This is a genomic window from Streptomyces sp. NPDC014991 (genome assembly GCF_043080665.1).
Taxonomy (GTDB): Bacteria; Actinomycetota; Actinomycetes; order Streptomycetales; family Streptomycetaceae; genus Streptomyces.
The window spans coordinates 29,942-43,885 of sequence record NZ_JBIBVY010000010.1; the positions used below are offsets into that span (position 1 = coordinate 29,942).

13 protein-coding genes are annotated in these 13,944 nt (G+C 73.1%); 7 read left to right on the forward strand and 6 right to left on the reverse strand.

Features of this window, described 5'->3' with window-relative positions; translation table 11 throughout:
• Window positions 1-35: 35 nt before the first annotated feature.
• Window positions 36-2,384: a SpoIIE family protein phosphatase gene (locus ACF1BE_RS17450; RefSeq protein WP_392199899.1), complete on the reverse strand. Its 2,349-nt coding sequence runs from the start codon at window positions 2,382-2,384 to the stop codon at window positions 36-38.
• Window positions 2,385-2,556: 172 nt separating this feature from the next.
• On the reverse strand, window positions 2,557-3,390 hold the full coding sequence (locus tag ACF1BE_RS17455) for a lysozyme (RefSeq protein ID WP_392199900.1): 834 nt from the start codon (window positions 3,388-3,390) through the stop codon (window positions 2,557-2,559).
• A gap of 227 nt (window positions 3,391-3,617) precedes the next feature.
• Between ACF1BE_RS17455 and ACF1BE_RS17460 the strand changes: the two genes are divergently transcribed.
• The gene (locus ACF1BE_RS17460) at window positions 3,618-4,109 is read left to right on the forward strand and encodes a MarR family winged helix-turn-helix transcriptional regulator (RefSeq protein WP_392199901.1); all 492 of its coding nucleotides are present in this window, start codon (window positions 3,618-3,620) and stop codon (window positions 4,107-4,109) included.
• A gap of 184 nt (window positions 4,110-4,293) precedes the next feature.
• Here the strand turns inward: ACF1BE_RS17460 and ACF1BE_RS17465 are convergent, their stop codons facing one another.
• Complete coding sequence (locus ACF1BE_RS17465) at window positions 4,294-5,082, reverse strand: protein phosphatase 2C domain-containing protein (protein WP_392199902.1); 789 nt, start codon at window positions 5,080-5,082, stop codon at window positions 4,294-4,296.
• Window positions 5,083-5,453: 371 nt separating this feature from the next.
• Between ACF1BE_RS17465 and ACF1BE_RS17470 the strand changes: the two genes are divergently transcribed.
• The 6 genes from ACF1BE_RS17470 to ACF1BE_RS17495 all read left to right on the forward strand — a co-directional run bounded on the left by ACF1BE_RS17470 (window position 5,454) and on the right by ACF1BE_RS17495 (window position 11,815).
• On the forward strand, window positions 5,454-8,390 hold the full coding sequence (locus ACF1BE_RS17470) for a nitrate- and nitrite sensing domain-containing protein (RefSeq protein ID WP_392199903.1): 2,937 nt from the start codon (window positions 5,454-5,456) through the stop codon (window positions 8,388-8,390).
• Window positions 8,387-8,884, forward strand: coding sequence for a roadblock/LC7 domain-containing protein (locus ACF1BE_RS17475; protein ID WP_392199904.1), 498 nt, complete (start codon window positions 8,387-8,389; stop codon window positions 8,882-8,884). The genes ACF1BE_RS17470 and ACF1BE_RS17475 overlap by 4 nt, the downstream gene beginning before the upstream one ends.
• On the forward strand, window positions 8,881-9,288 hold the full coding sequence (locus ACF1BE_RS17480; protein WP_392199905.1) for a DUF742 domain-containing protein: 408 nt from the start codon (window positions 8,881-8,883) through the stop codon (window positions 9,286-9,288). Before ACF1BE_RS17475 ends, ACF1BE_RS17480 begins: the two co-directional genes overlap by 4 nt.
• Window positions 9,269-9,928 carry an ATP/GTP-binding protein gene (locus ACF1BE_RS17485; RefSeq protein ID WP_392199906.1) on the forward strand — a complete coding sequence of 220 codons (660 nt, stop codon included), beginning with the start codon at window positions 9,269-9,271 and terminating at the stop codon, window positions 9,926-9,928. Before ACF1BE_RS17480 ends, ACF1BE_RS17485 begins: the two co-directional genes overlap by 20 nt.
• 24 nt (window positions 9,929-9,952) lie before the next feature.
• The gene (locus ACF1BE_RS17490; RefSeq protein WP_392199907.1) at window positions 9,953-11,206 is read left to right on the forward strand and encodes a styrene monooxygenase/indole monooxygenase family protein; all 1,254 of its coding nucleotides are present in this window, start codon (window positions 9,953-9,955) and stop codon (window positions 11,204-11,206) included.
• Window positions 11,207-11,308: 102 nt separating this feature from the next.
• Window positions 11,309-11,815 (forward strand): hypothetical protein, encoded by a 507-nt coding sequence (locus tag ACF1BE_RS17495; RefSeq protein WP_392199908.1) that lies wholly within the window; start codon window positions 11,309-11,311, stop codon window positions 11,813-11,815.
• Here ACF1BE_RS17495 and ACF1BE_RS17500 read toward each other — a convergent pair.
• The 3 genes from ACF1BE_RS17500 to ACF1BE_RS17510 form a co-directional block, all read right to left on the reverse strand.
• Window positions 11,812-12,852, reverse strand: coding sequence for an NlpC/P60 family protein (locus ACF1BE_RS17500; protein WP_392199909.1), 1,041 nt, complete (start codon window positions 12,850-12,852; stop codon window positions 11,812-11,814). The two genes, ACF1BE_RS17495 and ACF1BE_RS17500, sit on opposite strands and share 4 nt — an antisense overlap.
• A gap of 112 nt (window positions 12,853-12,964) precedes the next feature.
• Complete coding sequence (locus tag ACF1BE_RS17505) at window positions 12,965-13,267, reverse strand: hypothetical protein (protein ID WP_392199910.1); 303 nt, start codon at window positions 13,265-13,267, stop codon at window positions 12,965-12,967.
• Window positions 13,268-13,271: 4 nt separating this feature from the next.
• Entirely contained in the window at window positions 13,272-13,928 is a 657-nt protein-coding gene (locus ACF1BE_RS17510; protein WP_392199911.1) for a TetR/AcrR family transcriptional regulator, read from the reverse strand.
• Between the last annotated feature and the right edge of the window lie 16 nt (window positions 13,929-13,944).

Below are 13,944 nucleotides of genomic sequence, written 5' to 3' on the forward strand. Positions count from 1 at the left end.
GCGGCGGGGCGGACCCGTGTCAGCTGCCGGGGGCGTCAGAGCGACTGTTCCGCCCACACCGTCTTGCCGACCCGGTCGTGCCGGGTGCCCCAGCGCTCGGCCAGCTGGGCGACCAGCAGCAGGCCCCGGCCGCCCTCGTCGAAGATCCGGGCGCGCCGCATGTGCGGGGTGGTGCCGCTGGAGTCGTACACCTCGCAGATGAGCTTGCTGTCCTGGTGGATCAGCCGGAGCTGGATGGGCGGGCGGCCGTAGCGGATCGCGTTGGTGACCAGCTCGCTGACCATCAGCTCCGTCGGGAACGCGGCCTCGTCCAGGCCCCAGGCGGTCAGCTGCTCGGTGGCGTACCGGCGGGCCACGGAGACGACGGTGGGCTCGTTGTCGAGTTCCCAGGAGGCGACCCGGTCGGCGTGCAGCACCCGGGTGCGGGCCACCAGCAGGGCGATGTCGTCGTCGGGGCGGTGGCTGAGCAGCTCGGTGAGCACCCGGTCGCACACCGATTCCAGCGACTTCGCCGGGCGGCCGAGCGCGTGGAACATCTTGTCCAGCGCCTCGTCGATGTCGTGGTCGCGGGCCTCCAGCAGCCCGTCGGTGTAGAGGGCGAGCATGCTGCCCTCGGGCAGTTCGGTCTCCACCGCCTCGAACGGCAGCCCGCCGAGCCCCAGCGGCGGGCCCGCGGGCACGTCGAGGAAGCGGACGGTGCCGTCCGGGGTGACCACGGCCGGCGGCGGATGGCCCGCCCGGGCCATGGAGCACCGGCGCGAGACCGGGTCGTAGACGGCGTACAGACAGGTGGTGCCGATGCCGCCCGCGGTGTCGCCGGACGGATCCGCGCTGCCCTCGTCGGCGGCCAGTCTGAGCACCAGGTCGTCGAGGTGGGTGAGCAGCTCGTCGGCCGGCAGGTCGACGTCGGCCAGGGTGCGTACCGCCGTGCGCAGCCGGCCCATGGTGGCGGAGGCGCGCATGCCGTGCCCCACCACGTCACCCACGACCAGTGCCACCCGCGCCCCGGACAGCGGAATCACGTCGAACCAGTCCCCGCCCACGCCGGCCCGGGTGGCGGCCGGCAGATAGCGGGTGGCGATCTCCAGTGCGGCCTGGTCGGGCAACGTGTGCGGGAGAAGGCTGCGCTGGAGGGCCATCGTGGTCGTACGGGACTTGGAGTAGGTCCGGGCCTGCTGGATGCCCGCGGCGGCCTTGGCGGTGAACTCCTCCGCGAGGCGCAGGTCCTCGGGCCCGAAGGCGCCCCGCCGGGGGTTGCGGGCGAACAGGGCCACGCCGAGTGTGCTGCCCTGGGCGAGGAGCGGCACCGCCAGCAGGGCGCGCGCCCCGGACTTCTGCAGCCAGGCGGCACCCGGATCCAGTGCGGCCCACCCGGCCACGGCCGGGTCGGCGGTGTCGTACAGCAGCGGACGGGCCGCCGCCAGGCACTGGGCGGGCGGTGAGTCCGCCGGGCAGACGACGGTCTCACCGATGCCGATGCCGGCGGAAGTGCCGGTGCCGTCCGGCAGCGCGCGCAGGGCGGCCCGGCGCAGCACGACCGGATCGGCGGGCCCGCCCGCCTCCTCACCGGTGCGCGGGGTGTCCAGCAGGTCGACCGCCATGACGTCGGCGAGCCGGGGGACCGTGACCTCGCCGAGTTCCTGTGCGGCGCGGGCCTGGTCCGCCGCCGTTCCGACGCGCGAGCCGGAGTCCGCCGGGACGCGCTGCCGGGTGGTGGAGTCCTGGCCGGGCTGCTGCACGGACAGGCAGACGGCCCGGACCCGGCCGCCGGCGTCCTTCAGCGGGGTCAGGACGGTGGTCCGGCCGAGGTCCGGGGCGAGACAGCCGCGCGCCTCCTGCGGCCGGCCGGACTCCAGCGCCAGCCGCATCGACCGGTCGGCCTCCTCGCCGGCGGTGTCCGGCACGATGTGGGTGAGACCCAGCCCGCGCATCGCCGCCTCGGGCAGGGCGAGGGCGTGCTCCATCCGGCGGTTGGCGCGCACCAGGCGCAGGTCGGTGTCGAAGACCGCCAGCGGAAAGGGGGACTGGAGGAACGTCCACTCCTCCAGGGGTTCGCCGCGCGGCGGCTGGGTCCGGGGTGTCACGGCGCTCACCGCGAGCCACTCGGTGACGCCCTCGGCGGAGGTACGGCGATGGGCGAGGACGCCCAGTTCGAGGAGCCGGCCGTCCTGGTGGCGCAGCGGGACGGTGCCGTTCCAGCGGGTGCGGCCGGCCAGGGCCCGCCGGACGGCCGCGGCGTCGGCGGCGAGCAGCGCGGTGGCGGGGCGGCCGACGACCGCCGGGGAGTCGTAGCCGAGCAGCCGCCGCGCGCCCTCGCTCCAGCCGGTCAGGATGCCCCGGTCATCGATGGTGGCCGTGGCCGTGTACGTCGACTGTCGCTCCATCGCCGCTCATCTCGCCCTTGCTCGGCAGGCTCTCCTGACCAGCATGATCCCGGGCGGCGCGGAGCACCAACGCAGGGACGGGACACGGAACGGGTCGGGGGAGAACCGGGTCCTGGTGGCGACCTGGACCCGGCGTCCCGGTGGCGCCGTCCCGCGGCCGGTCGGGTGACCGCTACCCGTTGGCCAGGGCCTGGACCCGGTCCAGCGCCCCGTTGAACTTGTCGTGGTCGCCGACGGTCGGCCCGGAGGAGGTGTACTGCCACATCGTGTAGTACGGCCATCCGGCGGGCAGCGTCCCCGGGTCCGCGGCGTAGCGGGCGATCCACAGCGGATCGTTCGCGGCGAAGCCGCTGTAGTCGCCGGTGCACTGGGTCCACCAGCTGGCGGCCGTGTAGATGACGGGGTATCGGCTGGTGCGCGCCTTGTAGGTGTTGACGAAGTCGGCGATCCAGCTGACCATCTGGCTCGCGGTCCTGCCGTAGCAGGCGGCCCCGTAGGGGTTCCACTCGATGTCGAGCACGCCGGGCAGGGTTCTGCCGTCGCGGGACCAGCCGCCGCCGTGGTCGACGAAGTAGTTGGCCTGGGTGGCGCCGCTGGTGGTGTCCGGGGTGGCGAAGTGGTAGGCGCCCCGGATCATGCCCACGTTGTACGCGCCGTTGTACTGCTGGGCGAAGTACGGGTTCGTGTAGTACGTCCCCTCCGTGCCCTTGGTGTACGCCCAGCGCACCCCGCTGTTCCACAGGGTCGACCAGGCGACGTTGCCCTGGTGGGCGGAGACGTCCACACCCTCCGTCTGCGTGGCGTCACCGGTGGTGGGAGTGCCGTCCCGGCCGTCGTGGGCGAGGACGCCGATGCCGAGGTGGGCGGAGCCGCGGGTGGGCGTGGTCGCGGCGTGCGCGGGGGTGAGCGGGAGCGTGAGGGAGAGTGCCGCGAGCAGGGTCGTGAGGAGGCCGGCGAGGGGGCGCGGGCGGGGGGAGCGGATGGAACCGGGTCTGAGCACGGCCATGACGTGCCTCCGGGGGAGTGAAGTGGGGGACGAGGCGCGGACCACCGGTCCGATGGCGTGGGCATGCCATTGGTTGCCTCGTAAAAAAGCTACGCACGTAGATAAGGGGTGGGAAGGGGGTCCGGAGGACGCCGTTGGTCTACGCCTGCGAAATACTGACGGAGCTGCGGTGATGACGACGTACGGCAGAAACTTTCAGGACAGCGAAACCGATCAGGGGTGCTGACGTGCACGACGACGGAAACGGTGGCGCGCGTCGCGCCGTCGGCCAGGCGACACCCGGTGGCGCGGACCAGGAGTTCCTGGCACTGGAACGCGAGTTGACCGTGCTGCTCCGGCGTGCCCGGGCCAGCCAGGGGGAGATGGCCCGCGCGGTCCACCCCGACCTGGAGTCCTCCGCCTACGGCCTGCTCATCCGGCTGGACGAACTAGGCGGGCAGCGGGCCACGGCACTCGCCGCCTACATCGGCGTCGGCAAGGCCACCATGTCCCGCCAGCTGCGCGCCCTGGAGGAACTCGGCCTGATCGCCCGCGAGCCCGACCCCGCCGACGGCCGCGCCTGGCTCGTCACCCTCACCGACGAGGGCCGCCGCCGCGTCGGCACGGTCCGCGAGGCCCGCCGCGCCCGCTACGTCCGCCAGCTCGCCCACTGGGACCGTCGCGAGGTCGCCGAACTGGCCCGGCTGCTCCACGAGCTGAACGGCGGCATGGAGAAGTAGCCATGGGGGAGCGGCCATGGACGAGCGGCCATGGCGGAGTGGCGCCCACCGGTCCCCGCAGGGCCCCGCGCACAGACCCCGGCGCGGTCCGCGCAACGCCGCCGCCGCGACGCCGGGCGCGGCCGGCGCGCCCCACCGCCGTGACACCGGCAGGGCCCCCGCACCGCACCACCGCGACGCCCCGTCACAGCTCCGCGTACACCACCGTCGCGTCGTCGTGCGTCTTGCCGCGCCCCAGGAACGCCCGCTCCACCCGGTCCGCGTCCTCCAGCGCCCGCACCCGGTCGACCAGCGACCGCGCGCCCTCCTTCGCGACCACGTCGAACAGGGCCGCCCAGTCGCCCTCGCGGAACGTCTCCGTCCAGCGGGTCGCGCCGTCCGTCAGCGCGGCCAGCGCCCGGACCTCGCTTCGGGGCAGGGTGCCGGTGACCGCCCGGGCGGTCACGGCAGGGTCGGCTGCGGCAGTGAAGAAGCCGCCCTCCCGGTTGCGCAGGCGCGCGTCGACCAGGGCCTCCGTGGCGAGCGCGGCACGGGGCAGCCGGGCGAGCCGGTCGTCCAGGACCGGCGTGACCGTGCCGTCGGGGCCCCCTAGCAGCAGGGCGGAGTCGGACAGCACCAGGTACTCCACCGTGGCGGCGGACCAGCGGGCCAGGGCGACGGTTGCCTGAGGCGTGCGTGGGTGAGAAAGGTCACAGGTGGCCGCGTGGGCACCCGCGGTGCGCCGGATCGCCGCCGCGAGTATCTCCGGCAGCGTCAGATCTCGGCCGGAAAGGGTCAGTTCGGTCAATGCGCCACCCAGCCGCGCGGTGAACCACGGGACGGAATGCAGACAGCCCGTCCCGCCGCCGGGCGGAGTCACTCCGTCCAGGACGATGACGCAACCTCCCTGTCCGCAGGCGGGTAGCCCGACACCGGCGAAGTCCTCGTTGGGGCGGGTCGCGTCGCCGGGTTCGGAAACGAGATCAGTGCGCATCCGGCCAGTCTGCACGACCCCTTCACACGCTCCGCCAAAGGCTGGCAAGCGGTGGTGATTTCCGATGACCCCGCAGGTCAGACGCCTGATTTGGGGGGGAATGATCCACTCCGGGAAGGCGTGGTGGCGAATACTGCCAAAGCCTGCCGCGCGCGTCCAACCGGCCCACCGCACAAGACCCCCGCACTGGCCAGAGGAACTTGCCCGTCAACTCCCCTCCGATGTTCACTCCTTCGGGTGGCGGGTCAGGTGATGCGCGACCACTGCCCACCGGCGCTGGGAGGGTCGGGAACCGTACGAACCGGGTGTACGCACCACCTGGCACCGAGATGACGGGGTGCCACCCGGGCCCTGGGTAGACGAGTTCAGGAATGCGAGCACCGGTGCAGATGAAACGGCCTCGGCGCACAGGCAGTCAGACGGCCCCCGCGGGGACCGCCCCGCAGACACCCGTGGGCACCGGCCGCCCCACTCATGTGCGCAACCGGCTGATCGTCGCCGTCGCGGTGGTGGCAGCCGCCGTGGCCGGCGCGGGCGCGCCCGCCGTGCTCACCGCCTCCCAGGACGTCAGCGACTCCCAGGACCTGGTGACCCTCGCCGCCCGCACCCAGGACGCGCTCACGCTCGCCCACTCCCTCGCGGACGAGCGTGACGAGGTCACCTCCTACATCGCGGCCGGCCGGCCCCGGTCCAAGGCGCCCGCCGAGGACCGCAGCGCCCGCGTGGACCGGCAGGTCGGGGAACTGCGCGCCGACACCGACACCCCGGCGGACCTGCGCACCGGCCTCGGCGGCATCGACGCCGTCCGGCGCGCGGCCCTCACCGGCAAGACCACCGCCCTCCAGGCGCACCAGGCGTACTCGGAGACGATCACCGCGCTGCACCGGCTCGCCGAACAGCTGGCCGAGCGGACGCCCCCGCGGGCCGGCTCGGGGGCCCACGCCCTCGCCCAGCTGGACTCCGCCGTCCAGCAGTCCGCCGCCGCCCGCGGCCTGCTGCTGGCCGCGCTGAACGTCCCGTCCCACTCCGGGACGGCGATCGACCCCGCCACCGGCCTGCCGGCCACGGCCGCCACCACCACCGACGCGGAGGGCAGGCAGCGGGACGCGCTCACCGTCGCCGCCCAGCAGGCCCGGCTGCGCGCCGACGCCGCCCTCGCCGGCTTCCGCGGGACCGCGCCCAAGGCGGCCGTGGACTCCTACGACTCCACGGTCACCGGCCCGGAGGTCAACTCCGCGGAGAAGTACCTGGCCACGCTGACCGACCAGCCCACCCTCGCCGACAGCGAGCTGACCACCAGCACCAAGAAGCTGGACACGGCCCTGTCCGCCCGCGTCGACCTGATGCGCGGCGCCGAGTCCGCGCTCTACGACCACCGCACCAAGGACCTCGCCAGGCTCCGGGACGACGACGTCACCGCCCTGGAGATCCGCGTCGCGGTCCTCGGCGCCCTGATGCTGGTCGCGATCGGTGTGGCCGCGGCCATGGCCCGCACCCTCACCCGCCCGCTCTCGGTCCTGCGCCGCGGCTCCGCCCGCCTCGCCGGGGCCGAGGACCCGGCGGCCCAGGAGCCGATCGCCTTCACCGGCCGCAACGACGAGTTCGCCCAGGTGGTCCGCTCGGTCAACGCCCTGCACGCGCACGCCGTGACCCTGCACGAGCGGGTCGGGACCCTGGAGACGGACCGCAAGCACCTGGTGGGCCAGCGGCAGAAGATGGCCGACGCCCGCGAGGAACTGCGCTCCGAACTCACCGAGTCCACCGCCCAGCTGGAACGCCTGCGCACCAGCATCGGCTCCACCTTCGTCAACCTGGCCCTGCGCACCCTGGGCCTGGTCGAGCGCCAGCTGGCGGTCATCGAGGGCCTGGAGGACCGCGAACAGGATCCCGACCGCCTCGCCACGCTCTTCAAACTCGACCACTTCGCCACGGTCATGCGCCGGCACAGCGAGAACCTCCTGGTCCTCGCCGGCACCGAGCACGTCCAGCAGCACCCCGGCCCGGTCCCGCTGGTCGACGTGGTCCGGGCGGCGGTCAGCGAGATCGAGCGTTACGAACGCGTCCGCATCGCGGCGCTGCCCCCGCACACGCACCTCGTGGGATTCGCCGCGGACGACCTCTCCCACCTGCTCGCCGAGCTGATGGAGAACGCCACGTCGTTCTCGCCGCCGGACCTGCCCGTGGAGGTCTCGGGCTGGCTCCTGGAATCCGGCGAGGTCATGCTGTCCGTCCAGGACGAGGGCATCGGCATGACCGAGGAGCGCCTCGCCCGCCTCAACGCCCGCCTCACCGACTTCGACCCCGGCTCGCCCTACGACCAGGAGGCCGGCGAGAACCTGGGGCTCGGCCTCTACGTCGTCGCCCGCCTCGCCCAGCGCCACGGCGTCCGCGTCCGGCTGCGCGAGCAGAAGCAGGGCGGCATCGCCGCGGTCGTGGTGCTCCCGGCCTCCCTCCTCACCGAGGCCCCGTCGGCCGCGCTGCCGCCGCAGTCCGCATCCATGAGCGGCACCGGCACCTACTCCCTGCCGGGCGCCGACGCCGAGGCCAACTCCAACGTCCTGCACGGCCGCGCCACCGACACCGACCCGCTGGTCGCGCTGGCGGAGAAGGCGGCCCGGGCCTCCGGCGGTACGGCGGAGAAGTCCGGGGAGAAGACCGAGGAGAAGACCGGGGAGGCGCGGGAGACCGGGCCGGAGCCGGAGCGCGAGGACACCGAGACGCACACCCGGGCGGAGACCCCCGGGCAGCGGCGCGCGGCGGATGCGCCGACGCGGCCGAAGGCGCCGGCGGAGACCCCCGCCGAGACCACGATGGAGCTGCTGCTCCCGGAGCTGTCGCAGGCCGAGCACGGCACCGCCGGGCCGGCCACCACCGAGCACGGCACCGCCGCACCGGGAACCGCAGGCCCGCGGCCCGCGCGGCCGGAAGTCCCCCAGCACGACTCCGGGCGGCCGGAAGCCGAGCCAGGGGCGCCTTCGGGGGCCGGTGGCCGGGACGACCGGGACGGCCCGCAGGGGCCGCACGGGCCCGGCGACGACACCCGCACCACCGGCGCGGGCACGAACGACCCCACCGAGGACGAAGCCGAGGTGGTCACCAGCAAGGGCCTGCCCAAGCGCACGCCCAGGATCACCGCGCCCGCGGCACCGCCCCGCCAGCGCACCGAAAGCGTCGACGCCGACGCCCTGCGCCGCAGGCTCGGCGGGTTCCGCCGGGGAGCCGAGGCCGGCTACCGCGACGTGGAGGCGGAGATCGCCGCGCACACCACAGAAGCCACGGGGGGCACAGCCGAGGAGGCAAGCAGTTGACCGCGCCCACTACCTACGGGCTGAGCAGCGAAGCCCGCAACCTGCACTGGCTGCTGACCAACCTGGTCGAGGAAGTACCCGGCATCCAGTCCGTCGCCGTGGTCTCCTCGGACGGCCTGCTGCTGCTCTCGTCCGATCCCGGACACACCGAGCAGTCCCGCCGGGCGAGCCCGGCGAAGGGCCCCCGCGGGTCCGCCGCCGACCTCGCCACCATCGTCTCCGGCATCGGCAGCCTCACCGTCGGAGCCGCCAAGCTGATGGACTTCGGCGGGGTCAGACACACGATGGTCGCCATGGCGGAGGGCAGCCTGTTCGTGATGTCGATCAGCGACGGCTCGCTGCTCGGCGTGCACGGCTCCGCCGAGTGCGACATGAGCGTGGTGGCCTACCACATGGCACTGTTCGTCGGCCGCGCCGGCCATGTCCTCACCCCGGAACTCCGCTCGGAGCTACGGCAGTCACTCGAGTCCCAGTCGACCGGGAGCGCCCGATGAGCGGCACTGCGAAACTCCCCGTCCGCGGCGGCGACCGCAAACCCGCCCGCGTCCGCCCCTACTCGCTGACCGGCGGCCGTACCCGCTTCGGCCACGTCCTCCTCGTGGAGACCTTCGTGGCCGCGCTGGAGGCCCCCGAGGAGCGCAGGGAACTGACGAACGGCTCGCTCACGACCCGGGTCATGCCGGAGATGCGGGCCATCGTCGAACTGTGCCGCCGTATGCGCACGGTGGCCGAGATCGCCGCGCTGCTGAGAATGCCGCTCGGCGTGGTCCGCGTACTCCTGAGCGACCTCGCGGACCAGGGAAAGATCCGTGTGTACGGCACCGGGACCGGGCACGGCACCGGCCGCCCGGACCGCGCGCTGCTGGAAAGGGTGCTGAGTGGACTCCGCCGTCTCTGACGCCGCCGCCTCCGCCGTCGGAGGCATCCCCCTCGTCGCCGGCTTCGCCGAGCCCGACGAGGACCTGAAGTCCTGGCAGACGGACCGCACCCGGGCCCCCGTCGCCACGAAGATCGTGGTGGCGGGGGGCTTCGGCGTCGGCAAGACCACCCTGGTCACCTCCGTCTCGGAGATCACGCCCCTCCAGACCGAGGCGCTGATGACCGAGGCCAGCGAGGGCACCGACGACCTGTCCGCCACCCCGGGCAAGCTGACCACCACCGTGGCCATGGACTTCGGCCGCATCACGCTCGACGACGACCTGGTGCTCTACCTGTTCGGTACGCCGGGCCAGCAGCGGTTCTGGTTCATGTGGGACGACCTGGTGCGCGGCGCGATAGGCGCCGTGGTCCTGGCGGACACCCGCCGTCTGAAGGACTGCTTCCCGGCGCTGGACTACTTCGAGAGCTGCGCACTGCCGTACGTCGTCGCGGTCAACCACTTCGACGGCAGTGAGCGGTTCGAGCCGGAGGACGTGCGGGAGGCGCTGACGATCCCCGCGCACGTCCCTGTCATGATCATGGACGCACGGCGCCGGATCTCGGTGATCGAGACCCTCCTGGCCCTGGTGGGCCACGCGCTGGCCGAAACACCCGAGTAGTCCCTGTAAGGAGCCACCACCCGCATGCGGAAGATACTCGTCGTCGGAGCCGGGCAGTCCGGACTCCAGCTCGCCCTCGGCCTCCAGTCGCACGGCTACGAGGTCACCCTGATGTCGAACCGGACCGCGGACGAGATCCGCTCCGGCCGGGTCATGTCGACGCAGTGCATGTTCGACACGGCACTGGGGCACGAGCGCGATCTCCAGGTGAACTTCTGGGAGTCCCAGGCCCCGAAGATCGAGGGCCTCGGCGTCTCGGTCGCGGCCCCCGGCTCGCACGACCCGGGCCCCACGCAGCGGGCCATCGACTGGGTGGGCCGGCTCGACGGGTACGCGCAGTCGGTGGACCAGCGGGTGAAGATGGCCGGCTGGATGGAGACCTTCGCCCAGCGCGGCGGCCAGCTGGTCATCCACGGCGCGGCGGTCGGCGACCTCGACTACTTCTCCCGCGCCTACGACCTCGTCCTCGTCGCGGCCGGCAAGGGCGAACTGGTGTCGATGTTCGCCCGCGACCCCGAGCGCTCCCCGTACAGCGAGCCGCAGCGCGCGCTGGCGGTGGCGTACGTCCACGGGCTCGGCCCGCGTCCCGAGCACCCGGACTTCGACGCGGTCCGCTGCAACCTGGTCCCCGGCGTCGGTGAGCTGTTCGTCATGCCCACCCTGACCACCTCGGGCCGTGCCGACATCCTGTTCTGGGAGGGCATACCCGGCGGCCCGCTCGACGTCTTCAAGGGCGTCAAGGACCCGGCGGAGCACCTCTCCCTGACCCTGGAGCTCATGGAGAAGTTCACTCCGTGGGAGTACGCGCGGGCCACCAAGGTCGAACTGACCGACGCCGGCGGCACGCTGGCCGGCCGGTATGCCCCGACCGTCCGCAACCCCATCGGCCGGCTGCCCTCCGGCGGCCTGGTCCTCGGCGTCGCCGACGTGGTCGTCGCGAACGACCCGATCACCGGCCAGGGCTCCAACTCGGCGTCCAAGTGCGCCGCCGCGTACCTCGCGTCGATCCTGGAACGGGGTGACGAACCGTTCGACGAGGAGTGGATGCGGGCCACCTTCGACCGGTACTGGGCCACCGCCCAGCACGTCACCAAGTGGACGAACGCCATGCTGGCGCCGCCGCCCGAGCACGTGCTCGACCTCATCGGTGCGGCCGGCCAACTCCAGCCGGTGGCGGACCGGTTCGCCAACGCGTTCAACGATCCGGCCGACTTCGAGAACTTCTTCTACGAGCCGGACAAGGTGGCCGCCTACCTGGCGTCGGTCGCCGGGGCCTGACCGCGCTCCGGCGGGTCCGTCCCCCTTTTGACACCCCGCACCCGCGGAGAGACGCTGGAAGGCAGGGGCCGGAGGGGGGACGAACCACGTAGGAGTGTTCCCATGAACGGTCGACGTGTGCGTCTGGCTGTGCTGGCACCACTGGCGGTGTCGTCACTGGCGCTGGGATCGATGACGTTCTCCGCCTCGACAGCGGTGGCGGCAACGCCCAGTTGTAGTGTGGCGAGGGCGACCGCTGCGAATACCGTCCAGGTCAGCGGCAAGGATTTCAAAGCCAACAGAACCGTAGTCGTCGCTTCATCCGACGGCGCGGACGGCAGCGCGAAAGCGGACGCCAGTGGAAACTTCTCCCTGACGATCACCGGTGCCGAGGGTGCAGTAAGCGCTCAGCAGGTCGGCGGCACCGAGGCGCAGTGCGGCTCGGTGGCGGAGCAGGAGAAGAAGAACGCCCAGGACCAGTTCAGCCAGGGCTACAGGCAGGGCTTTGCCGACATGAGAAAGGACTGCAAGAAGAACATGCCGCAACAGGATGTCGCTCCGGATCCCAACTGGGAAGCGGGGTTCGACAAGGGCGCGGCCGCCGCAGCGAAGCAGTTCTGCAACGACTAGCCCCGCGCGCCCGTATCAGGACGTACGGCGCCCACGATCGGGTATCTGGCGATCGGTGAGACGGTGACCTTCTCGCCTGGTCTCGGCGCCTCGACGACCTTGCCGTCGCCCACGTACATCGCCACGTGCGTCGCCTCGGGGAAGTACACCACCAGGTCGCCCGGGCGCAGTTGGTCCAGCGGGACCTTCGGCAGCCGGTCCCACTGCTCCTGGCTGGTACGCGGGAGCGGTGTTCCCGCGAGGGACCACGCCCGGGACGTCAGGCCCGAGCAGTCGTACGCGTCCGGGCCCTGGGCGCCCCACCGGTAGGGCTTGCCGAGCTGGCTCAGGGCGTAGTCGACCGCGCGGAGGCCCGCCGGTGAGGCGGGGCGGCCGGTGGGCAGGGCGCCCGCGGTGGTGAGCTTGCGCTGGGCCTCGCTGACCCCCTGCTGCTCCAGCCGGGCCACGGCGGTGAGCTGCTCCGGGGTGAGACCGGCCAGCATGCGCTCCACGTCGGCCAGTCGCGCCCGGACGTCGTCGCGCTGGCTCCGCTGCCGGCCGGCGAGGGTCTGCTGGGCGTCGAGGGCCTTGCGGGCCTCGCGGGCCAGCGTGTCCTTCCGTTTCTCCGTGGTGGCCAGCCGGGACACCGTCCGGGCGTGTTCGCGGGCGAGTTCGCCGATGACGTGGCCCTCGTCCAGCGCGTGCTGCGGGTCGCGGGCGAACAGGACGCGGACGTAGGGACCGAGGCCGCCGCTGTTCTGGTACTGCTGCCGGGCCAGGAGCCCGGCATCGGTCCGGCTGCCCTGCAGGGCGAGCCGGGCGCGGGTCAGTTCACCGTCCAGGCGGGCGACCTCGGCGCGCTGCCGTTCGAGCTGTTCCGTGGTGGCGTTGTAGGTCTCGGTGGCCTGTTCGGTCTGCCGGTACAGCTGCTGGAGATCACTCAGCAGACGTGCCACGGACGGCTGTGGGACCGGCGTCGCGGCGGCGGGGACGGGCACGAGGACAGCTTGGGCCGCCACCGCGGCCGCGCAGGCCAGGCGCGGGAGCATTCCTGACACATCATCACCTCGGGTGCGCATCGGAAGAAATTACTTCCGCTTATCGCACCGCGAGCAGGGCGGGTGTGCGTGCGGGGCGCGCCCCGCACGTGCGCGGTTCGGCGCAGCCCTGTCACCCGTTCGGGTCGTCCGGCTTGCCGGACGGCGTGACGTCCGGCCTGGACCAGGGCCACCTCGGCCGGCCCCCGGACCGGTCCTCGGGGGCGTACCGGTACTTCCATCCCTGGATCAGTCCCAGCCTCCGGCTGTGCCCGCGCGGCACGCGGTGGTAGACGACCACCGTGGGCGGACCGCCGTCCGGGTCCGGCACGGGGATGCGGTACGTCTTCGGGGGGTGCCCGGTGGGGCCGAGCAGCACGGGCAGCACGCGGCCGTCCATGGGCCCGCCCTCGAACGGGGTGTCCTGGCTCTTCACGGGTTCAGTCTCGGCCATCCCCGGCGAGCGCGCCGATGAGTGCGGCGGTCTGCGGGTCCCGGCCCGCGGTGACCGTGAGCACGGCCACGAACTGCTCCACCAGCCAGTCGCGCAGCTCCCCGGCCGGCGGCTGCTTGCCCTCGTCGAGCCAGATCAGGGACGCCGCCTCCACGGCTGTGATCCACATGCGGACGGTCATCCGCAGCCGGGGGCCGGGGTCGAGGACGCCGAGGTGCCGGCAGATGTGCTGGGCGGCGGACCGGCGCACCCCGTCCACGAGGGCGGTCGTACGGGAGGTCTCCACCACGCTGCCGCCCTGGAGCAGCGCGCTGAAGCCGGTGTCGTGTTCGTCCACGAACGCCAGATAGCGGTCCAGGGCGCGGGACAGGCGGGGCAGCAGCGGGCCCTCGCGCGGCTCGTCGAAGCACTGCCGCAGTTCCTCCGCGGCCGACCCCAGCGCCGCCTCGTACAGCTGCTGCTTGCCGCCCGGGAAGTACCGGTACACCAGCGGACGCGAGACTCCGGCCGCCTCCGCCACGTCGTCCAGGGACACGTCCTCGGGGGCGCGGTGCGCGAAGAGGGAGAGCGCGGCGTCGAGGAGCTGCCGCCGCCGCTCCTCGACGCTGAGCCGGCGGTAGGCGGGAGTGGCGGACGGGGTCATGCCCCGCAGCCTAATC

Excerpts from the sequence above, each read along its gene's own strand:
- ACF1BE_RS17480 (WP_392199905.1), top strand. The coding sequence starts at position 8,881 with ATGAGCGGCACTGCGAAACTCCCCGTCCGCGGCGGCGACCGCAAACCC.
- ACF1BE_RS17455 (WP_392199900.1), bottom strand. The coding sequence starts at position 3,390 with ATGGCCGTGCTCAGACCCGGTTCCATCCGCTCCCCCCGCCCGCGCCCC.
- ACF1BE_RS17490 (WP_392199907.1), top strand. The coding sequence starts at position 9,953 with ATGCGGAAGATACTCGTCGTCGGAGCCGGGCAGTCCGGACTCCAGCTC.
- ACF1BE_RS17470 (WP_392199903.1), top strand. The coding sequence starts at position 5,454 with ATGCGAGCACCGGTGCAGATGAAACGGCCTCGGCGCACAGGCAGTCAG.
- ACF1BE_RS17495 (WP_392199908.1), top strand. The coding sequence starts at position 11,309 with ATGAACGGTCGACGTGTGCGTCTGGCTGTGCTGGCACCACTGGCGGTG.
- ACF1BE_RS17450 (WP_392199899.1), bottom strand. The coding sequence starts at position 2,384 with ATGGAGCGACAGTCGACGTACACGGCCACGGCCACCATCGATGACCGG.
- ACF1BE_RS17510 (WP_392199911.1), bottom strand. The coding sequence starts at position 13,928 with ATGACCCCGTCCGCCACTCCCGCCTACCGCCGGCTCAGCGTCGAGGAG.
- ACF1BE_RS17465 (WP_392199902.1), bottom strand. The coding sequence starts at position 5,082 with ATGCGCACTGATCTCGTTTCCGAACCCGGCGACGCGACCCGCCCCAAC.